This window comes from Kribbella sp. NPDC004138 (assembly GCF_053603655.1).
Window position 1 is genome coordinate 202,331 of record NZ_JBSGFZ010000004.1, and the last position, 19,557, is coordinate 221,887.

The window sequence follows — 19,557 nt, forward strand, 5'->3', positions numbered from 1 at the left end:
CTGCGGGATCGGTTCGACAAGCCGGGGCGGGTCGGAGAGGGTGGGCCTGTGGAGGACGGGCGCACACCTGGAGTGAGCCGTGGGCGTCAGCGGCGCGACGACATGCCGTGGGATGTGGCTCGGCAGCTCGCGCATGCCGCGGCGCGGCCCGGTGCCGTGGTGACGCGGACACTGGCCGAGGCCGACGGGTGCGTGCTGGCGACGCCGCTGGTGTCGCCGGTCGCGGTGCCCCCGGTGGATCGGGCCGCCATGGACGGGTACGCCGTCCGCGGCGCTGGGCCGTGGCGCGTGATCGGGCACGTGCACGCAGGGTGTGCGGACTCCGGAGCGCTGGAGGACGGGCAGGCGAAGGGGATTGTCACCGGCGCGGCGGTGCCGGCCGGGGCAACCTCCGTCGTACGGTCCGAGGACGCCGTCGTGACCGACGGGTCGCTCGAGGGGCCGTCGGAGGACGGTCGGCACATCCGGCGCGCGGGCGAGGAGTGCCAGCCCGGCGACCAGCTCCTGCCCGCGGGCGTGGTGGTCGATCCGCCAGTTCTCGGCCTCGCCGCGACTGTCGGCCTCAACCGCCTCACCGTCGTTCCTCGACCGACAGTCGCCGCCCTCGTCACCGGCGACGAACTCGTCCACCGTGGCCAGCCAGGCCCGGGCCGGGTCCGGGACGCCATCGGCCCGATGCTCCCCGGCCTCATCACCCGCTCCGGCGCGGCGCAGGCCGGCGTACGGCATCTGCCCGACTCGCTGGAGGAGCTGGTTTCCGCCCTGCAGGAGACGTCGGCGGACCTCGTCCTCGTCTCCGGGTCGTCCGCCTCCGGGCCGGCTGATCACCTCCGGCCGGCGCTCACCGCGCTCGGCGCCGAACTGGTCGTCGACGGCGTCGCCTGCCGGCCCGGCCACCCGCAAGCCCTGGCTCAACTCCCCGACGGCCGGCTGGTGCTCGGTCTGCCGGGCAATCCGTTCGCGGCCCTCGTCGCGTTCCTGACGCTCGGCGTCGCGGCCGTCCACCGTCTGCGCGGCCTCCCCCTCCCCGTGCTGCCCCAGGTCGCGGTCCCCGGCGGCATCGCGTGCCACCCGACCAGCACCCGACTCGTACCGATCCGCCTCACCCCACAGGGCGCCGTACCCGTCGGCCACGGCGGGGCTGCCATGCTCCGCGGCCCGGCCACCGCCGACGCCCTCGCCGTCGTGGCCCCCGGCCCCGCCGAAGCGATCGCGGCCCGTCTCCTCCCCCTCGACCCGGGATCCCGTCCATGGGCCGGCTGATCGCGCGACGGCCGGTCGTGCGGATCACGCCGGCGGGCCGGCGTTCCCGGCCGGACTCGATCGCGGTCGAGGAGCCGCTCGAGCTTCGCGTCGACGGCAAACCGCTGGCCGTAACCATGCGCACTCCGGGCCACGACGTCGAGCTCGCGCACGGCTTCCTGCACACCGAAGGAGTCATCGGCAGCGTCGACGACATCCGCGACGCGCGGTACTGCGACTCTCTCGACGACGAGGGCCGCAACACGTACAACGTCCTCGACATCGGCCTCGCCCCGGGCGTGCCGGCGCCGGTCACCGGCGTCGAGCGCAACTTCTACACGACCTCGTCGTGCGGTGTCTGCGGCAAGGCCTCGCTCGACGCGGTCCGCACGAAGACCCGTCACTCCCCGGCCGCCGACGACGTCACCATCAGGTACGAAGTACTCGCCGGCCTTCCCGACGCGCTCCGCGAACGGCAGCAGGTCTTCGACCGCACCGGCGGCCTGCACGCGGCCGGTCTGTTCACCCCGGCCGGCGACCTGCTCGTCGTCCGCGAGGACGTCGGCCGCCACAACGCCGTCGACAAGGTGGTCGGCTGGGCGCTGCTGAACGGGCGGATCCCGGCCCGCGGCCTTATCCTCATCGTTTCCGGGCGGACCTCGTTCGAGCTCGCGCAGAAGGCGGTGATGGCCGGCATCCCGGTCCTCGGCGCGGTCTCGGCTCCGAGCTCGCTCGCCGTCGACCTCGCCGACGAGGCCGGCCTGACGCTGGCCGGCTTCATCCGCAACGGCGCCATGAACCTCTACAGCCGCCCCGAGCGGGTAAATGTCGAGTCCGCCGAGGTGCGTACGACGTCCGGGGCATGAACGACTACGGAGTGACCGGTGCGACCACCGGTGTCGAGGTCCTGATCAAGCTGCCGATCCGCGAAGTCTGGTCCGGCATCACCGCGATCGACAGGTACGGCGAGTGGAGCCCGGAGTGCATCTACGGAGCCTGGCTCGAGAAGGAAGCGCGGTTCGAGGCGCGGAACCGGTTCGCGGACGGGTTCGAGACGTACGTGACCTGTACGGTCACCGCCTTCGAGGAGCCGAAACGCTTCGGCTGGGACGTGTACGGCGACGAACCGGTCCCGTTCGCGCACTGGGAGTACGAGCTGGAGGACCGCGGCGCCGCGACGCTCGTCCGGCAGTCCTTCACGCACGGCCCGGGCGACAGCGGGATGCGCTTGGGCGTCGTACAGCATCCGGCCCGAGCAGCCGAGCTCATCCAGGGCCGCCTCGACCAGCTGGCCGCGAACATGGGCTCCACCCTCGCGGCCATGGAGTCAGCGCTCAAAGCTTGACCCTCACGCCACGTCAGGTCCCATAGTCGGTCCCGTGGACGATCACTGGACCGTGGGACGCGTCGCCGACCTGGCCGGCGTGAGCGTCCGGACGCTGCATCACTATGACGACATCGGGCTCGTTCGGCCGTCGGCGCGAACGGCCGCCGGGTACCGGGCCTACTCGGCGGCCGACGTCGAGCGACTGCGAGAAGTCCTCGCCTATCGACGGCTGGGCTTCGGGCTGCGGGAGGTCGGCGAACTGGTCGGCGACCCGTCCACGGACGCGGTCGCGCGCCTGCGCCAACTGCGCGGGCTGCTCGTCGAGCGGCGTGATCGGGCCGACGCCATGGTGCGGGCGATCGACAGGGAACTCGAGACGCGGGCGAAGGGACTGACGGTGACACCGGAGGAACAACTGGAAGTGCTCGGTGCGCAGCTGTACGACGTGATCGGCGGCGCCTACCCGGCGACCCGGCGTACCGAGCCGCGGATCGCCGCGCGGATCTGGCAGGCGCTCGGGGACGCGCAGACGGTGCTGAACGTCGGCGCGGGCACGGGATCCTACGAGCCGGCCGATCGCGACGTGACCGCGGTCGAGCCGTCGGCCGTCATGCGCGCCCAGCGGCCGGCCGGCTCGGCGCCGTGCGTGGCGGCCGCCGCGGAGAGCCTGCCGTTCGACGACGACTCGTTCGACGTCGCGATGGCCGTCTCGACCGTGCACCACTGGGCGGATCCGATCACGGGGCTGCGCGAGATGCGCCGGGTGGCGCGGCGCGTCGTGGTGTTCACGTTCGACACCGACGAGCCCGGCTGGCAGGACCGGTTCTGGCTCACCCGGGACTACCTGCCCGAGTTCGCGTCCGTGCTCGAAGGCTTCCCCTCGATCGCCGGCATGGGCGACGCGATCGGCGCCCGCGCCGAGCCGGTGCCCGTTCCGTGGGACTGCGCCGACGGGCTGTTCGAGGCGTACTGGCGGCGGCCGGAGGCCTACCTGGACAACCGCGTCCGCCGCGCGATGTCGGTGTGGACCAGAGTGGGGCCGGAGGCCGAGCAGCGGGCGGTACGACGCCTCGGCGACGACCTCGCCTCCGGCCGCTGGGCTGAGCGCAACAGCGAGCTCGTCGGCCTCGACGCGGCCGATCTGGGGCTCCGTCTGCTCGTAGCCTGAGTGCTCAGGACGCTTCGCTGGCCGCCTGTGCCGACGGTGTCACCCACAGGCAGTCCGCGGTGCCGGCGTCCACGTGTTGCTGGTAGATGTCGACCTTCCAGGTGATGACGTTGAGGCACTCGTTGAGTTCCTCGATCTGCGTGCGGACATGGTCCTGATGGCTCTTCAGCAAGGCCAGCCGGTCCGCCTCGTTGCCCGATCCCTGCCGGACCAGCTCCGTGTACTTGCGGATGGTGTCGGCGGCATCCCGGACGAGCGGAACTTGATGCACATGGTCAGCCAGTCGACGTCGTCCTCGGAGTAGACGCGGCGCCCGTTCGACTCCCGTCGTACCGGATCCGCGAGTAGGCCCTCCCGCTCGTAGAACCGCAGTGCGTGCACACTCAACCCGGTCCGCTCCGCCACCTGCCCGATACTCAATCCGCCCATGTCCGCACCATAGCTCCGACCTAGATCAACGGCTTCAGCGCGGAGAGAGCCTGCTGTACGTCGGCACGCGTGGTGTAGATGTGGAACGACGCGCGCAGCCGGCCGTCGCGGACGGCGGCGCGGATACCTGCCGCCGCGAAGGCCTCCTGGGCGGCGGGCAGGCTGGTGCTGACGATGGCGCTGTTCGACGGCTCGAGGCCCAGCCCGGCGCGGAACTCGTTCGCCAGCGCGAGGTTGTGCCGGTTGATCGCGTCGACGCCGATCTGCTCGACCAGCTCGAGCGCCGGCGCCGCGCCGACGAAGCTGAACCAGGCCGGCGACTGGTCGAACCGCCGGGCGCCGGGCGCGAGCTCCATCACCGGCCCGTAGTACGAGCCGTGGACGTCACGTCCGGCGTACCAGCCCGCTGCGGACGGCCGGCAGCGTTCCTGCAACCGCGGGGACAGGTACCCGAGGGTGGCGCCCCGCGGCGACATCAACCACTTGTAGGCGTGCACGACCAGCGCGTCGACATCGTCGACCGTGATCGGATGCCAGCCGACGGCCTGCGTCGCGTCGAGCACCACGAGCGCACCGATCTGCTTGCTGGCGGCAACTACCGCGGGCAGGTCCAGGACCACACCGGTCGACGACTGCACCGCGCTGACCGCGACCAGGTCGATGCCTGGCGTGATCGCCGCGACCAGCTCGTCCCCCGGTACGGCGATCACCTCGACGCCGCGGTCGGCGTGCACCTGCCACGGGAACACGTTCGAGGTGAACTCGACGTCGTCGGTCAGCACCTTCGCACTGTCCGGCAACGCGGCCGCGATCGGCGCCAGCGCCGCGGACACCGTGCTGCCGACGAACACGTCCGCCGGGTCCGCGCCGACCAGCCGCGCGAACGCCGTACGGGACCGTGTCGTCGACTCGTCCCACGGCTCCCAGCTCGTCGCACCGACCCGCCAGTCGGACAGCGCCGCCTGCAACGCCTCCCAGGCGGGCTTCGGCGGCAAGCCGTACGACGCGGTGTTCAGCCAGCCCGGCTCGGGATCCCACAGCCCTGCGATGTCCATACGCCCACCCTAGGCCGGACTTGACTTAGACAGCGCTCTAGCTTCTAGCGTTCCGGGCAGCGAACAAAGGAGCTGCACAGATGCGGTATCGCACGTTGGGTGGAACCGGGATCGAGGTCAGTACCCACTGCCTCGGGGCGATGATGTTCGGCGCGGTCGGCAACCCCGATCACGACGACTGCGTCCGGATCGTCCACCACGCACTGGACCAGGGGATCAACTTCGTCGACACCGCGGACATGTACTCCGCGGGCGAGTCCGAGACCATCGTCGGCAAGGCGCTCAAGGGCCGCCGCGACGACGTCGTGCTCGCGACCAAGGTGCACTTCCCGCTCGGCGAGGGCCGCAACCGCAGCGGGAACTCGCGGCGCTGGATCACGCGCGCGGTCGAGGACAGCCTGCGCCGGCTCGGCACCGACTGGATCGACCTTTACCAGATCCACCGGCCGGACCACACCACCGACATCGAGGAGACGTTGTGGGTGCTGAGTGACCTGGTCAGCGCGGGCAAGATCCGGGCGTTCGGGTGCTCGGCGTTTCCCGCGGAGGACATCGTCGAGGCGTACCACGTGTCGGAGCGGCGCGGGTACGGGCGGTTCCGGTCGAACCAGCCGCCGTACTCGATGATGGCGCGCGGTATCGAGCGCTCGATCCTGCCGACCTGCCGGCGGCTGGGCATGGGCGTGCTGACCTACAGCCCGCTCGCCTTCGGGTTCCTGTCCGGGAAGATCCGCAAGAACCAGCCGCTCGACCTGTCCGCACGCGCGGCGCTCACCCCCGACCGGTTCGACCCGGCACTGCCCGCGAACGCGGCGAAGTACGACGCGGTCGAACAGCTGGTCGAGGTCGCCGACGGCATCGGTGTGTCGCTGCCGGAGCTGGCGATGGCCTTCGTCACCACGCATCCCGCGGTCACGTCGGTCATCGCCGGCCCCCGCACGATGGAGCAACTGGAAGGCCTGCTCAAAGCCGCCGACCTGACCCTCGACGACAAGACCCTCGACCGCATCGACGAGATCACCCCACCCGGCACCGACCTCTACCGCGCCGACGCCGCCTGGCAACCCCAATCCCTCACCGACATCACCCACCGCCGCCGCCCACTCGCGGAGCGCTGACCAGCCCGGACCTGGGGAGGATTTTGTACCGCATCGGGCACAAGATCCTCCCCAACTCGCCGTCCTACTTTCCTGACTGGAGGGCTGTCCAGGTGACTGGGCCTACTACGCCGTCGACTATCAGTTGGTGGGTGGATTGGTAGTCCTTGGCTGCGGTTTCTGTTTGGGGGCCGAATTGGCCGTCGATGGCGACCGTTCGGGTCAGGGCTGCGGTGAGGGTTCGTTGGAGGCGGCGGACGTCTGGGCCGGTGGCGTTGAGGCGGAGGGTTGGTTGGGTGCCGGCGGCCAGGAGGGCGGTCCAGGTTTTGGGGCCGATGGCGCCGTCGGCGGGTAGGCCGACCTTGGCCTGGAAAGCCTTCGTGGCGTCCGTTGTCGCGGTGTCGAAGGTGCCGGACGGTTCGTTGGTGCCGCCAAGGAGACACTGCGCGGCCTTCACCGCGGCGCCGGTCGAGCCGGACTGGATCGTCGGGTACGCCGTGAAATCCAGACTGGTACTCGCACACGTCTGCGTGCTGTTCACAAACGCATTCGCGGCCGCCTCACCCTTGCTCACCGCGTCGGCCGCGTTCTCGATCGGAGCCGACGTGACGCCCGGGAAGAGGATGTACGTGACGACCGCACCATCCACCCCGCCGGACGCCGGGTTCGGGTTGATGCCGAGCTGCTGCGCGAGCTTGTACGACCCCTCGCCGATGATCCCGGTCGGCCCCTGATCGCCGACGACGGCGTACGCGACCTTGTCCTGATACACGACCGCGGCCACGGTCGCCCCGCCCACCCCCGCCGTACGGTAGTCCCAGATCGAGCTCGGCAGCGGTACGACGATGAACGGCAGCCCGGCCGAATTCAGCGGCTTGCCGTCGGACTGGTGCCACGACGTGTCCGGCTGGAACGACGGATCGGTGTTCTCGTTGCACTGCGTCGTCCGCTGCCCGTCACAGTCGATGTCGAGGTCCGCGGTCCAGTGCACCGCGTCGCCCGACCGGCAGACCGCGGCGGTCCTGGAACCACCGGAGTCGTGGGCGTACTTCCCGTTCGACAGCTGCGACTCGCACGACGCCCTGGCGCGCAGCTGGTCGGCGGTCGGGCCGGCCAGCTCCTCGGCCTGGGAATCGCGGAGCGGGACCAGCAGCGCCAACCCGGCCAGAGCCAGGGCAAGACAGGCGAAACTCACGCGGCGAACCATCGCAACCTCCGAGGGGCGGAACGGAAGATGAAGGTTTTCGCCCAACACAGTACAGTCAGTGGTTATTAATTCACAGTTCCTGAGCGCGCACCCGGCATGACGTGACTACCGGGTCGACCGCAAGGCGTTCAGGTCCGCGCTCGACACCTGGTGCACCACCCGGCACTCGTTGTCCACGGCGAGCTGTCCGGCGGAAGTCCGGATGAAAGTGATCAGGTAGCGTCCGCACCCGGTGCAGTGCACGATCGCGCGGGACTTCTTGATGCTGATCGGTTCCGTCTCATTGAGCTGGTACCGGCCCAGCGAGGTGATCTCCCCCGTCGTGAGATCGATCGACAGCTCGGCCAGGCATTCGACGCAGACGTGGAGCAGAACCTGACGGCCGTCCGTGACGCGTGGTGGGATGCTCTCACCGCAGCGCGGGCAGGTCAGGGTGCTGAAGGCAGTCCAGACCTGTCGGTCCCCGGCCGTAGTCGGTGAGACAGTTGCCTTCGGCGCCAGAGGCTGAACGGTGCTCGCAGCGGGACGGCGGCTCGGGCCGAACACACTGGCCGGCGTCACCCGGACCGAGTCGTCGGCCGCCAGTTTCGCGGCGACCGTCCCGGCCATCTCGTTGTCCGCGTGCACGGTGAGCCACCGTCGCGCCAACGGCCTCAGAGCCGGGTGCCGCTCGGGAAAGATGTTCCACGAACGCCGCCACAGGTACGAGAACTCCGCCGGCTCGATGTCGGCGTTCATCCGCTGCAGGCCCAGCTGCCAGGCGTGCTCGGTGGGCGACTGCGTCGCCAGGTCGAGCCAGGTCGGCAGCCAGGCGGGAGCGTCCCGGGGTGCGGCCGCCATCGTCTCCCAAAGGGCGTCGACGAGCTCCGGATACTGCTCGGCCGACCTGGCGAGAGCATTGGCCACCCCGAAGCTCCGGTCCTTGCGCATGTCGGCCCGTAACGCGGCCGCGACCGTGTCCATGTCGGTGGGTTCCGCCGAATGCGTCTCCAGCCAGATGTGCCACCACGAGCGTTGCCGGGCATTGCCGAGCAGCCAGGCGTTGACCCCGCCACGAAACGCCGGGTCGTGCAGCAGTTCTCGATTGGGCCCTTCCTCGAGCACGACCCGCCAGAGAAACCCGGCGGTGCTGTCTGCCCCCGTCTGCGCGGCGAACCAGGCACGGGCGAGCTCTGCGACGTCCGCGTCGTCGAGCACCTCGACCACCGCAGCGAAGACCGCTGCCCAACGTACGTCGGTGAACTTGGTCATCAGCCACGGCAGAGCGATCTCGGCAGCACGCCCCTGATCGACGTGCGGGAAGAGATCGAGAAAGACGTGCGCCCAACCCAGCCGGGGTTCGCTCAGCCAGCTGATCACGTCGGCCGTGACCCGTGCCCGGGAACCGGTGGGCAACGTCGCGTTGAGGGCGGCCCGATTGACGTAGCTCGCGCTCTGGGAATCGGGGTTCTCCAGTGCCCACCGCGTGAACTCAGGAGCGAGTACGGCGGCCTGGTCCTCGGAGGCTGAACGCATCACCGGTATGGCCATCTGCCCCCAGCCGGCCACTTCGGACCAGTGCTCCAGCATCCAGGCCGCCGCCCTCGGCGACAGGTCGGCCAGCTCCGCCTCGGACCCGACGAGGAACAGTACCGACATCGTGTGACCCGCGCTGGTCGCGTCCGTCATCAGCCACACCTGGCGATGGCCGACGGCGTACAACTCCGGGTCGGCGCGGTTCGTCCCGAGACAGAGATGGACGTAGACCCGGCTCCAGGCGATGGAGTCCCGGTTCCGCGACAACCACCGCAGGGCAGCGGCGCGGAGTTCGGCAACGCGCACGTAGCGCGGCGGCAGCGGGGTGTAGCCGAAGGACCAGGCCGGGACGGCCGCCTGGTAGAGCGTGGCGAGCTTCTCGACGATCTGCGGGTCGACGGAGGGATCGCGACGCAGGTGCTGCGCGAGCGCCTTCTGCATCGGAGGTCTCGACAGCCTCGGCCAGGTCAGGAGCGCGATCACCGCCACCTCCGACCCGGTCTCGGTCGGATGTGTCGTGAACCAGGCCTCGAGGTTCTTCCACAGATCCAGCGGCAGCATGCCGAGCCGGAGCGCCTCCGCGAAGACGATGCCGTTGCAAGGCCGGACGGCGGACCGCAACCAGGCCAGCGCGATGTCACGACTCGCGCCGCCGATGCCGAACAGTGCCGCCGAGAGCATCGCCAGCGACGGATCGCCGCACAGGCCCTCGACCACGACCTGTTGCGCCAGGCCGACCACCAGCTGATCGGCCGGGCAACTCGAGACCGCGCTGGCCAGCAGGAGCGTCGCGTCGTCGTCGTCGAGATGCTGCTCGACCACCTCGACGAGGACCTTCGTGTGCTGCAGGGTCGCGGGTCTGCCGACGACGGACTGGGCGACGGCCAGCCAGCCTCTGTGCGAGGTGTTGCGCTCAAGGTAGTTCCAGACCGCCTGGTCAGCCTCCGCGGCACGAACCTCCACGAGGGTGGCGAGCAACGCCGGTAGGCCGAACTCATTGCTGGTGAGACCGTTCAGGCGGCTGATCGCCTCAATCAACGGAGACCAGTCCGTGACGCAGCGCCGGTCCTGCTGCTCGATCCTCACCCACAGACTCAGCGACTGGTTGGACAGGCGCTCCGGCTGGACGCTGGAGGCAGCGGTCCGCAGGGCTCCCCGGACCTGGCCGGGCTCGACCCGGTCGTAGCCGAGAGGCGCGGCGACCGGGTTTAGGTACGTCAGCACCTGCTCCAGCAACGGGAGACTCGCCGTACCGGCCGGGTCGGCGCCGATGGCGTCCAGGAGAGCAGCGGTCAGATGGGCACCGCGCTGGTCGTGGTAGGCCTCGGCGGGGAACCACTCCTCGTAGATGAGGTTGGCCAGATGGGGATGGGACAACCAGTAGCCCGGCCTGGTGAGTGCAGGGCGGTCGACGTGCAGGTCCAGGAGGAAGGCCGACAGCGCGTCCATGGACTCCGGAGGCAGCATCCGGAGCGCCGCCGATGGGTACCCGACGTACAGGCGGTTCACCGCCAGCAGCCGGTCGAAGAAGTCGTTCAGGGCGGGGAGGTTTCGGCTTTCAATCCGCTCCCGGAACCGCCGGGCGAAGGCCCGGGTGCCTTCGCCCTTCCACCACTCGAAGAACAGCTGGGCCGGAAGCAGTACGCCGTCCGCTCCGTCACGCGGGACGACGCTCCCGGTGCGGTCCTCGTACCACTGCCGTAGGTGATCGGTGAACTCCTGGCGGTAGGGGTCGACGACGTACCTCTCCATGATCAGCTCGCCGGCGTGGAGGCTGCGGAACAGGTCGTACTGCTCCGACGGCGCGCAGCAGATGAAGACCGGGAGCGAGGTCGGCGACGATGTCTGACGGCGGCGGCTCATCATGTCGAACGCCGTGCGCCACGCCTGGCGTCCGCCGTAGCTGGTCAACGGGTCGTCGACGCCGATCACGATGTGGCGCTGCCGGCTCTCGGGGAGAACCTGTTCGACCGCCGTGCTGAGGTGTTCGCCAACGCTGTCGGGCAGCAGGACGGACACACCGGCCCGGCAGTTCAGGCGGGCAAGGAGTTGAAGCAGCAGGATGCTCTTGCCGGCGCCGGAGGGCCCGGTGATCCAGAATGTCGGCAAGCTGCCGCTGCGGCGGTGGGTGACGTCCATGACCTCGGCGCGATACCACTGCCAGTACGCCTGCTCGATCTCGTCCAGGTCCGAGGCCGGCGCGAAGTACCCGTGCCGTAGGTGATTGAGCGTGGGCTGCTCGTTCACGAGGAAGCCGTTCGTCTGCTGCTCAAGCTCGGCGGGCTCGACGTCGTTAGCCTGCAACATCGTGCCTGCTCGAGGCGAGGCGTTGTCGAAGCAGACCTCGAGCGCCTTGGCCAGGTCGCCTTCCGGAGGTGACAGCAATAGACGCGTCAGGGCTTTGATGGTCGGACCGGGAGCGGCGGTGGTCCACTCGCTGTTCGACAGGCCGGCGAACAGGTGACCGAAAGGATCCTGCTCGGTGCTGATCTCGATGCGGGTGACGACGCCCTGGGCGAGGATCGGGTCGGCGGTCGACCGGACCCAGGCCACGAGCTGCCCAGGCAGGTCGGCGATGTCGACCGATGGTGCGGACAACCGGTACCGGAGCCGGGACACGGTGGCGCCGGGCAGTCGGGTCGTCGCAACCAGGTGGACCGAGAAGAGCTGCTCGAGTGCGGTCACGAGCGACTGCTCGGTCAGTACTGCGGCCGTGCTGAGGTTGTACACCGCCGTACCGGGTGCGATCGCCGGGTCGCGGGTCGCCGCGGGCAGGTCGGCCGCCATCCGGACAAAGTCGGGCGCGCCGAATTCGTCGAACACCGCGCACAACGCCTGGTGGGCCTGGACGGCAAAGGCTCCGCGGTCGGTCAGATGCGCCGGCAGGCGTGGATGGAACGCCACGAGCTCATCGGCCAGAGCGTGCAGATCGTCGATCCAGACCGCACCGGCCCTCGGCGCGGGAATGACCGGGAGCCGCGCCGGATCGTCGACGGCCAGCACGTCCCACCAGGCTCGGGCTCCGGGAACACCCGGACCCCAGCCCGGCCACTCTGGGGTAGGGTCGATCATCGTGACCGGTGTCGCGGCCAGTACCGAGCGGCCAGTCTTGGCCGAGTGCTCGGTGACGAGTGCGATCAGCCGGCCGTCGACGATCAGCGGCGCGCCTGAGATCCCGGACCACTGTGAGCGGACATCAGGCTCACCGATCAGTTCGGGCGGCTGGGCGCTGAGCGTGACGTCCACGAGCCCGGAGTCGGCCGAGGAGAGCAACGACAGCGTGCCCTGGTCGTGGAACGGGTGCCGACGGCCCCCACTGTCCTTGAACGTCGGGAACCCCGCGACCTGAACCTCGGCGAGCGTCCTCAGCTGGCGGGTGTGCCGGTTGAGCCTGGCGATCGGGAATCGATGGCGACCGACGCCGAGACCAGGCACTCGTACAATCGCGAGATCCGGCCCCTTCGTCGGCGAGGGCCCGGCAGGGTCGCCGGACAGCACTGTGTCCTGCGTGACCACGACCTCGAAGGAGGCACGCTGCAGGTCGGTGACCGTGATCGTACGCGCGCCGGCAACGCCGTGCGCGGTCGTGAGAACCACACCCTCCCGGACGACGAAACCCGTCGAGTGACGGTACGGGCCGGGCTGTGCGGCAGTGCCCAGATCGGCGCGTACCTTGACGACCCGGTCGCCGGCCGGCCCTGTCGGCGAACTCGCCACGACTGACCGGCTGTCAGTCGAGCGGGACTTCGCTCAGCCGCTCGACCCGGACCGGCTCGCCGTCACCGTCGACCGGCGGACCGAACTCGATCACGACCTTGTGCGTCGCTTCGCGGCCGTACCCGCCCTCGACCCCGAGCTCGAGGTCGATCACCGGTACCTTGAACCCCGCTTTGCCCTGCCCCTCTTTCGTCACCACGAGTTGGAGCTCCACGCTGACCGACTGGATCGGGAGCTGGACACCGGCCCCGACGGCATTGGCTTGCGCTGTCTGCAGTTCGTTGCGGAGCTCCTCAATGGCATCAGCCAGCCCCAGGTCTTTGCTGTTTCGCACTGCTCCCCCTGACCTCCGGTCCAAACCACAAGCATCGCAGACGAATACGCTCCGTGTCAGGACCCGGGCGGCTCGATCTGCGGCCGGGCCGACCGGATGCAAGAGCCTTGACCTGAAGCTGACCCGAACCTGCCTTTCGGAAATACGCCGGGCGGCCGAGCCTCGCGGCGTCTTTCGCCAAGCAGCAGGACGCGGTCGCGCAGCCGCCGGTGCAGCCGGTCGTCGTACCGACGCAGCTGCCGTCCATCTTGCCGACGCTGACCACGCCGCAGCGCCCGGCGCCGACGTTGAACCGGCCGCCGAAGGGCTCCAAGCCAAACGTGACGGTCACGAGCGGCAAGCTCGGTGTCGTCCCGGGGCCGGCGACGGGTGGCCAGGGGCGGTCTCGAACCGTCGACCTTTACTTCTCAGTTCGACAGCGGTCCACAGCCGTACGCTGGTGGCAGCGACAACTGTCAGGGAGGGCGCGATGAGCTTCGACAGGCCGGGCCTGCCGCATCCGGGTCACGAGCTGGATCCGGCGGTGGAGGACACGCTCCGCGAGGAGGGCGTCGAGCTGAGCGGCGACGAGCCCGACATCCCGGAGCACCCGGGCAGCCGGTCGGCCGGCCCGCAGCCCAACCCGCCGCGGCGCCCGCCCCACGACGCACCCGCCGCCGACTGACCGCCCATGCACCGTGCACTACCGTGGCTGCCCATGACGGGGATGACGCCATGGCGGTGACGATGCGCGACGTCGCGCGCGAGGCGGGCGTGTCCCCGAAGACGGTCTCGAACGTGATGAACGGGTATCCGTACATCCGCGAGGAGACCCGGACCAAGGTGCTCGCGGCGATCGATGCCCTCGGCTACCGGATGAACCTCTCGGCGCGGAACCTGAAGTCCGGCCGGACCGGCGTGATCGCGCTCGCGGTCCCCGAGCTCAGCAACCCGTACTTCGCGGAGCTCGCCGACGCCGCGATCGCCGCCGCCGGCGAACACGGCCTGACGGTGATGATCGAGACCACCGGCGCCGACCGCGAGCGGGAGCTGACCGCGCTCGCGCGGCCCCGCGGGCACCTCGTCGACGGCCTGCTCTACAGCCCGCTCGGACTCGGCCCCGAGGACGTCGACCAACTGCGCACGCACACGCCGATGGTGCTGCTCGGCGAGCGGATCTTCCACGGACCGGTCGATCACGTGATGATCGACAACATCGACGGCACGAAGGCCGTCGTCCGGCATCTGCTCGACCAGGGCCGGCGCAAGATCGCGGTGATCGGTATCCGCCCCGGCGAACTGGTCGGCACCGCGGCGATCCGGTACGGCGCGTACGCCGCGACGCTGCAGGAGTACGGCGTCGCCGTCCCCGAGAAATTGGCGGTGTCGGGCGGGAAATGGCACCGGTCGAGCGGCGCCGACGCGGTGGCGGAGCTGCTCGCCCTGGGGCACGACTTCGACGCCGTCTTCGCCCTCAACGACACCCTCGCGCTGGGCGCGATCCGGGCGCTGGCCGCCCGCGGCGTGCGGATCCCGGACGACGTGGCGGTGGCGGGCTTCGACAACATCGACGAGGCCAGTTACAGCAGCCCGACCCTGACCACGGTCGACCCGGACCGCGTGCACATCGCCCGGACCGCCGTCGACCTGCTGGTCGAACGGATGGCCGGCGACGTCTCCGAGCACCGCGAGATCGTCTCGCCGTACGTGCTCCACACCCGCGAATCCACCCTCGGCGCAAGCTGAGGCCTTGACGGTCCGGGAGCCTCCGGGCATCCTTTCTACACCGATGTAGTACATCGGTGTAGATCCGTGCTCCACTCCGCCTGGAGGACAGATGCGCCCAGACTCCCCTCCCTTCCGTCCCGGGCGTCGAGCAGTACTTGGTGGCCTGCTCGGCGCCCTCGCTCTGACCGGTTGCGGCACCCTCCGCGGCAAACCCAAGGTTCGCGAGTGGAACCTGTTCGGCGGCGGCGACGGTGCCCGCCTGCTGCAGATCCACCAGCAGTACGTCGCCGAGCACCCGGACGTCGCATTCGAGGCCCACACCCTCGCGTGGGGCCCGCCGTTCTACACGAAGCTCGCGATGTCCGCGGCCGGCGGCCGGGCGCCCGAGGTGGCGACCCTGCACCTGTCCCGGCTCAAGGGGTTCAGCCCGACCACGATGCTCGACCCGATCCCGGTCGAGCTGCTCGCCGACGCGGGTGTCACCGAGTCCGACTTCCTCCCGACGTCGTGGAACCGCGCCGTCGTGGACGGCAAGCTGTACGCCGTACCGCTGGACACACACCCGTTCGTGCTCTACTACAACACCGAGATCTGCCAGAAGGCCGGGCTGCTCGAGGCGGACGGCCGCATCAAGACCGTCAAGGGCGTCGACGCGTTCCTCGAGATGCTGAAGGCGGTCAAGGACGTGACCGGCAAGTTCGCCGCGTCGGTCGAGACCACGAACCCGTGGCGGCTGTGGTGGACGTTGTACGGACAGCTCGAGGGCAAGTTCTTCGACGACACCGGCACCCGGCTGATCCTCGACGACGCCAAGGCGCTGGAAGCCCTGAACCTGATGGCCAAACTCGCCGCCGACGGTCTCACGCCGCGGTCGTCCAACTACTCGGCCCTGGTCGCCCAGTTCAGCAACGGCGACGCCGGGCTGAGCTTCAACGGCGAGTGGGAGGTGACGACGTACCAGACCGCCAAGATGCCGTTCAGCATGGCGCCGTTCCCGGTCGTGTACGACGTGCCGAAGTTCGCCGGTGACGCGCACACGTTCGTGCTGCCGCACCAGAGCAACCGGAACAAGGCCGACACCAAGGCCACCGTCGAGTACATCGCCTGGATGCTCAAGCACAGCGCCGACTGGGCGGCCGGCGGTCACATCCCGGCGTACCAGCCAGTGGCGAAGAGCCAGGACTACCTGGACCTCAAGCCGCAGGCGGAGTACCGCAGCGTGGCGCCGGACGTGCTGTTCGACCCGGACGCGTGGTTCAGCGGGTCCGGTGCGCAACTGCAGAACGAGGCCGCCGCGGCGTTCAGCGGCGTGTTCTCCGGTCAGGCGACGCCGAAGGCCGCGCTCGCGCAGTTCAAGGCCGCAACCCAGAAGCTCCTCGACACCCCGTCACCGGTCTAAGGAGTCGGTCATGGCCGTAGAGACACCCTCACGCCTCACCACCGGTACGCCGCCGGCCGCGGCGAAACCGGAGACCGGGCAGCCGTGGAAGGAACGCTGGGGCGGGCTGTTCTTCGTCGCACCGTTCCTGCTGCTGTTCGCGCTGTTCATGCTCTGGCCGATCGTTTCCGGTCTGTGGAACAGCTTCTTCAACACCAGTCTGGCCGGCGTCAAGCACGAGTTCCTCGGCCTGCAGAACTGGCGGGACCTGTTCGGTGACCCCGCTGTCTGGTCGTCGCTGAAGAACACCCTCGTCTTCACCGCGATGAGTACGCCGCCGCTGGTGATCATTGCGCTCGTCATGGCCCTGCTGGCCAACCGGCGCGGCGTGCTGGGCTGGCTGTTGCGCTTCGCGTACTTCGCTCCGTTCGTGCTGCCCGCCACGGTCGTGACGCTGATCTGGGTGTGGATCTACCAGCCCGGGTTCGGCCTGGTGAACGGCCTGCTGACGGCGGGCGGGTTCGCCGAGATCGACTGGCTGAACACCGAGAACCGGGCGATGCTCGCGGTGGTGATCACGACCGTCTGGTGGACGGTCGGGTTCAACTTCCTGCTCTACCTGGCCGCGCTGCAAGGGATTCCCGCCCAGGTCTACGAGGCGGCCGCGATCGACGGGGCGAACGGGCGGCAGCAACTGTTCCGGATCACGCTGCCGTTGCTCGGCCGGACCACCGGCCTGATCATCGTCCTGCAGCTCGTGGCATCGCTGAAGATCTTCGACCAGATCTACCTGATGACCAACGGCGGACCGAACTACGCGACCCGGCCGATCATCCAGTACATCTACGAGTCCGGCTTCACCAGCTACCGGATCGGCTACGCGTCCGCGATCTCGTACCTGTTCTTCGCGGTCATCGTGATCGTCGCGGTGGCGCAGTTCAAACTGTTCTCCGGCCGAGGGGAGGACGCATGACGAGCGCAACGTTGCCAGTAGCAACCAGAACGCCGCGCCGCAGGCAGCAATGGACCTTCCCGAAGGCCGCGAGCGCCGTCGGTGCGGTAATCCTCGCGGTGATCTGGCTGGTTCCCTTGCTCTGGGCTCTCGACACCTCGCTGAAACCGGAACCGGAGACGACCCGGGCGCCGATCACCTGGTTGCCGGAGGCACCTACCACCGGCGCCTACCGGAGCGTGATCGAGCAGGGCGATCTGATCCGCTGGTTCCTGAACAGTACGGTCGTCTCGGTGCTGGTGACCGCGTTGACGCTGGTCGTCTCGGTGCTCGCGGCGTACGGCTTCTCACGAACCACGTTCCCCGGCCGGCGGGTGCTGTTCGGGCTGATCATCGCCGGCATCCTGGTGCCGCCGCAGGTGCTGATCGTGCCGCTGTTCCAGGAGATGACCGGCCTCGGCCTGGTCGACACCTACTGGGGCATCGTGCTGCCGCAGGTGGTCGCGCCGGTGATGGTGTTCGTGCTGAAGAAGTTCTTCGACGGCATCTCCCGCGACTACGAGGACGCCGCCCGGGTCGACGGCGCGTCCCGGTGGCGGATCGTCTGGAGCGTGATGGTCCCGATGTCGCGACCGATCCTGGTCGCGGTCGGCATCTTCACGTTCATCGGGGCCTGGAACAACTTCCTCTGGCCCTTCATCGTGACCACCGACCCGTCAATGATGACGATCCCGGTCGGCCTCGCCAACGTGCAGGGATCGTACGGCCTGCGCTACGCCCAGATCATGGCCTCGGCCGTGCTGGGCGGTCTTCCTCTGCTGATCGTCTACGCCTTGTTCCAGCGCCACGTCGTCCGCGGTGTCGGCGACGCGGGGATCAAAGGCTAGCCGCTGCGGCTGATTCACCACGACAGGAGCCACCTGGTGCCCACTGCCCATCTCACCATCGATCCCGCGTTCACGATCGCGCCCGTGAACCGCCGGACCTTCGGAACCTTCGTCGAGCACATGGGCCGGTGTGTCTACACCGGCATCTACGAGCCCGGCCACGCGACCGCGGACGAGGACGGTTTCCGCAAGGACGTCCTGGAACTGACCCGCGAGCTCGGAGTTTCCGTGGTCCGCTATCCCGGCGGAAACTTCGTTTCCGGTTTCCGCTGGGAGGACAGCGTCGGTCCGCGCGCGGAGCGGCCGCGGCGCCTCGACCTCGCCTGGCACAGCGTCGAGACCAACGAGTTCGGTCTGGACGAGTTCAGCCGCTGGTGCGTCAAGGCCGGCGTCGAGCCGATGATGGCGATCAACCTCGGGACCCGCGGCGTCCAGGAGGCGCTCGACCTGCTCGAGTACGCGAACCACCCCAGCGGTACGGCGCTGTCCGATCTGCGCGAGCAGCACGGCGCGGCGCCGTACGGCATCAAGCTCTGGTGCCTCGGTAACGAGCTCGACGGCCCGTGGCAGGTCGGGCACAAGACGCCGACGGAGTACGGACGGCTCGCGGCGGAGACCGCGCGGGCGATGCGGATGATCGACAAGGACCTCGAGCTCGTCGCCTGCGGCTCGTCGTCGTCGCGGATGCCGCTGTTCGGCACCTGGGAGCGCGACGTGCTGCGGGAGACGTACGAGTTCGTCGAGTACATCTCCTGCCACGCGTACTACGGCAACGACGACGGCGACACCGCGTCGTTCCTGGCGTCCGCGGTGAACATGGACCACTTCATCGACTCCGTGGTGGCGACCGCGGACCACGTCGGAGCAGAACTCAAAAGCAGCAAGAAGATCGGCATCTCCTTCGACGAGTGGAACGTCTGGTACGGCGACCGCTCCCGCCGCACCGACGGACCGGGCGAGGCGTGGGAGGTGGCGCCGCGGCGGATCGAGGACGAGTACAACGTCACCGACGCGGTGGTGCTCGGCAACCTGCTGATCTCGCTGCTGCGGCACAGCGACCGGGTCGGGGTGGCGTGCCTGGCGCAGCTCGCGAACGTGATCGCGCCGATCATGACCGAGCCCGGCGGCGCGGCCTGGCGGCAGCCCACGTTCCACCCGTTCGCGATCACCTCGCGGCTCGCCGCCGGGCGGGTGCTCCGGGTCGAGACCGACTCGCCGCTGGTGTCGACGGCGAAGTACGGCGACGTGCCCGCGGTCGACGCGGTGGCGACCTACGACGACGGCAAGATCGCGCTGTTCGCGGTGAACCGCTCGTCCGAGGGCCCGGTCGAGGTCACCGTCGACCTCACCCGGGCGGGCGTGACCTCACTCGACGAGGCCGTCATCGTCCACGACGAGGACCCACTCGCGACCAACTCGGCCACCCAGCCCGACCGCGTCACGGCCCAGCCGTTCGAGTCCGCCCGGCTCGCCGACGGCAAGCTGACGATTACGCTACCGGCGATCAGCTGGACAGCGCTTTCTTTGTCGACGAACTGAACC

At 69.4% G+C, this 19,557-nt stretch carries 17 protein-coding genes; 11 read left to right on the forward strand and 6 right to left on the reverse strand.

Translation table 11 applies throughout. From position 1 onward, the window contains the following. Positions 1-48 precede the first annotated feature (48 nt). Genes ACWEOO_RS07055 through ACWEOO_RS07070 form a run of 4 tightly spaced genes read left to right on the forward strand, consistent with a single transcriptional unit; the run spans position 49 to position 3,737 of the window. On the forward strand, positions 49-1,263 hold the full coding sequence (locus tag ACWEOO_RS07055) for a molybdopterin molybdotransferase MoeA (RefSeq protein WP_452142206.1): 1,215 nt from the start codon (positions 49-51) through the stop codon (positions 1,261-1,263). After that, positions 1,251-2,108, forward strand: coding sequence for a formate dehydrogenase accessory sulfurtransferase FdhD (gene fdhD / locus ACWEOO_RS07060; protein WP_452142207.1), 858 nt, complete (start codon positions 1,251-1,253; stop codon positions 2,106-2,108). Before ACWEOO_RS07055 ends, fdhD begins: the two co-directional genes overlap by 13 nt. After that, entirely contained in the window at positions 2,105-2,587 is a 483-nt protein-coding gene (locus ACWEOO_RS07065) for an SRPBCC family protein (RefSeq protein WP_452142208.1), read from the forward strand. The genes fdhD and ACWEOO_RS07065 overlap by 4 nt, the downstream gene beginning before the upstream one ends. Before the next feature lie 34 nt (positions 2,588-2,621). Next, positions 2,622-3,737, forward strand: coding sequence for a MerR family transcriptional regulator (locus tag ACWEOO_RS07070; protein WP_452142209.1), 1,116 nt, complete (start codon positions 2,622-2,624; stop codon positions 3,735-3,737). 4 nt (positions 3,738-3,741) lie between these two features. On the opposite strand, the gene ACWEOO_RS07075 is transcribed toward ACWEOO_RS07070, so the two are convergent. Genes ACWEOO_RS07075 through ACWEOO_RS07085 form a run of 3 tightly spaced genes read right to left on the reverse strand, consistent with a single transcriptional unit; the run spans position 3,742 to position 5,221 of the window. Then, positions 3,742-4,008, reverse strand: coding sequence for a hypothetical protein (locus ACWEOO_RS07075; RefSeq protein WP_452142350.1), 267 nt, complete (start codon positions 4,006-4,008; stop codon positions 3,742-3,744). Further along, complete coding sequence (locus ACWEOO_RS07080; RefSeq protein ID WP_452142210.1) at positions 3,903-4,166, reverse strand: MerR family transcriptional regulator; 264 nt, start codon at positions 4,164-4,166, stop codon at positions 3,903-3,905. Before ACWEOO_RS07080 ends, ACWEOO_RS07075 begins: the two co-directional genes overlap by 106 nt. A 20-nt stretch (positions 4,167-4,186) precedes the next feature. Next, the gene (locus ACWEOO_RS07085; RefSeq protein ID WP_452142211.1) at positions 4,187-5,221 is read right to left on the reverse strand and encodes an aminotransferase class V-fold PLP-dependent enzyme; all 1,035 of its coding nucleotides are present in this window, start codon (positions 5,219-5,221) and stop codon (positions 4,187-4,189) included. A gap of 80 nt (positions 5,222-5,301) precedes the next feature. On the opposite strand from ACWEOO_RS07085, the gene ACWEOO_RS07090 reads away from it, so the two are divergent. Beyond that, positions 5,302-6,339 (forward strand): aldo/keto reductase, encoded by a 1,038-nt coding sequence (locus ACWEOO_RS07090; RefSeq protein ID WP_452142212.1) that lies wholly within the window; start codon positions 5,302-5,304, stop codon positions 6,337-6,339. A gap of 64 nt (positions 6,340-6,403) precedes the next feature. Here ACWEOO_RS07090 and ACWEOO_RS07095 read toward each other — a convergent pair whose 3' ends face one another. From ACWEOO_RS07095 to ACWEOO_RS07105, 3 genes are all read right to left on the reverse strand, one after another. Further along, entirely contained in the window at positions 6,404-7,513 is a 1,110-nt protein-coding gene (locus ACWEOO_RS07095; protein WP_452142213.1) for a peptidoglycan-binding protein, read from the reverse strand. A gap of 117 nt (positions 7,514-7,630) precedes the next feature. Next, positions 7,631-12,757, reverse strand: coding sequence for a trypsin-like peptidase domain-containing protein (locus ACWEOO_RS07100; RefSeq protein WP_452142214.1), 5,127 nt, complete (start codon positions 12,755-12,757; stop codon positions 7,631-7,633). A gap of 13 nt (positions 12,758-12,770) precedes the next feature. Next, positions 12,771-13,091 (reverse strand): trypco2 family protein, encoded by a 321-nt coding sequence (locus ACWEOO_RS07105; protein ID WP_452142215.1) that lies wholly within the window; start codon positions 13,089-13,091, stop codon positions 12,771-12,773. A 469-nt stretch (positions 13,092-13,560) separates the two neighbouring features. Here ACWEOO_RS07105 and ACWEOO_RS07110 point away from each other — a divergent pair, with 469 nt between their 5' ends. From ACWEOO_RS07110 to arfA, 6 genes are all read left to right on the forward strand, one after another. Continuing rightward, the gene (locus ACWEOO_RS07110; RefSeq protein ID WP_355699855.1) at positions 13,561-13,755 is read left to right on the forward strand and encodes a hypothetical protein; all 195 of its coding nucleotides are present in this window, start codon (positions 13,561-13,563) and stop codon (positions 13,753-13,755) included. 50 nt (positions 13,756-13,805) lie between these two features. Further along, complete coding sequence (locus ACWEOO_RS07115) at positions 13,806-14,816, forward strand: LacI family DNA-binding transcriptional regulator (RefSeq protein ID WP_452142216.1); 1,011 nt, start codon at positions 13,806-13,808, stop codon at positions 14,814-14,816. Positions 14,817-14,907: 91 nt separating this feature from the next. Next, positions 14,908-16,197: an extracellular solute-binding protein gene (locus ACWEOO_RS07120; protein ID WP_452142217.1), complete on the forward strand. Its 1,290-nt coding sequence runs from the start codon at positions 14,908-14,910 to the stop codon at positions 16,195-16,197. Positions 16,198-16,207: 10 nt separating this feature from the next. Then, entirely contained in the window at positions 16,208-17,149 is a 942-nt protein-coding gene (locus ACWEOO_RS07125) for a carbohydrate ABC transporter permease (RefSeq protein WP_452142218.1), read from the forward strand. Continuing rightward, positions 17,146-18,015, forward strand: coding sequence for a carbohydrate ABC transporter permease (locus ACWEOO_RS07130; RefSeq protein WP_452142219.1), 870 nt, complete (start codon positions 17,146-17,148; stop codon positions 18,013-18,015). The genes ACWEOO_RS07125 and ACWEOO_RS07130 overlap by 4 nt, the downstream gene beginning before the upstream one ends. Positions 18,016-18,051: 36 nt before the next feature. Beyond that, positions 18,052-19,554: an arabinosylfuranosidase ArfA gene (arfA, locus tag ACWEOO_RS07135; protein ID WP_452142220.1), complete on the forward strand. Its 1,503-nt coding sequence runs from the start codon at positions 18,052-18,054 to the stop codon at positions 19,552-19,554. The last annotated feature ends 3 nt before the right edge of the window (positions 19,555-19,557 follow it).

Coding starts and splice junctions, on each gene's coding strand:
- fdhD (WP_452142207.1), top strand. CDS start 1,251: ATGGGCCGGCTGATCGCGCGACGGCCGGTCGTGCGGATCACGCCGGCG.
- ACWEOO_RS07065 (WP_452142208.1), top strand. CDS start 2,105: ATGAACGACTACGGAGTGACCGGTGCGACCACCGGTGTCGAGGTCCTG.
- ACWEOO_RS07080 (WP_452142210.1), bottom strand. CDS start 4,166: ATGGGCGGATTGAGTATCGGGCAGGTGGCGGAGCGGACCGGGTTGAGT.
- ACWEOO_RS07085 (WP_452142211.1), bottom strand. CDS start 5,221: ATGGACATCGCAGGGCTGTGGGATCCCGAGCCGGGCTGGCTGAACACC.
- ACWEOO_RS07090 (WP_452142212.1), top strand. CDS start 5,302: ATGCGGTATCGCACGTTGGGTGGAACCGGGATCGAGGTCAGTACCCAC.
- ACWEOO_RS07110 (WP_355699855.1), top strand. CDS start 13,561: ATGAGCTTCGACAGGCCGGGCCTGCCGCATCCGGGTCACGAGCTGGAT.
- ACWEOO_RS07115 (WP_452142216.1), top strand. CDS start 13,806: ATGGCGGTGACGATGCGCGACGTCGCGCGCGAGGCGGGCGTGTCCCCG.
- ACWEOO_RS07120 (WP_452142217.1), top strand. CDS start 14,908: ATGCGCCCAGACTCCCCTCCCTTCCGTCCCGGGCGTCGAGCAGTACTT.
- ACWEOO_RS07125 (WP_452142218.1), top strand. CDS start 16,208: ATGGCCGTAGAGACACCCTCACGCCTCACCACCGGTACGCCGCCGGCC.
- ACWEOO_RS07130 (WP_452142219.1), top strand. CDS start 17,146: ATGACGAGCGCAACGTTGCCAGTAGCAACCAGAACGCCGCGCCGCAGG.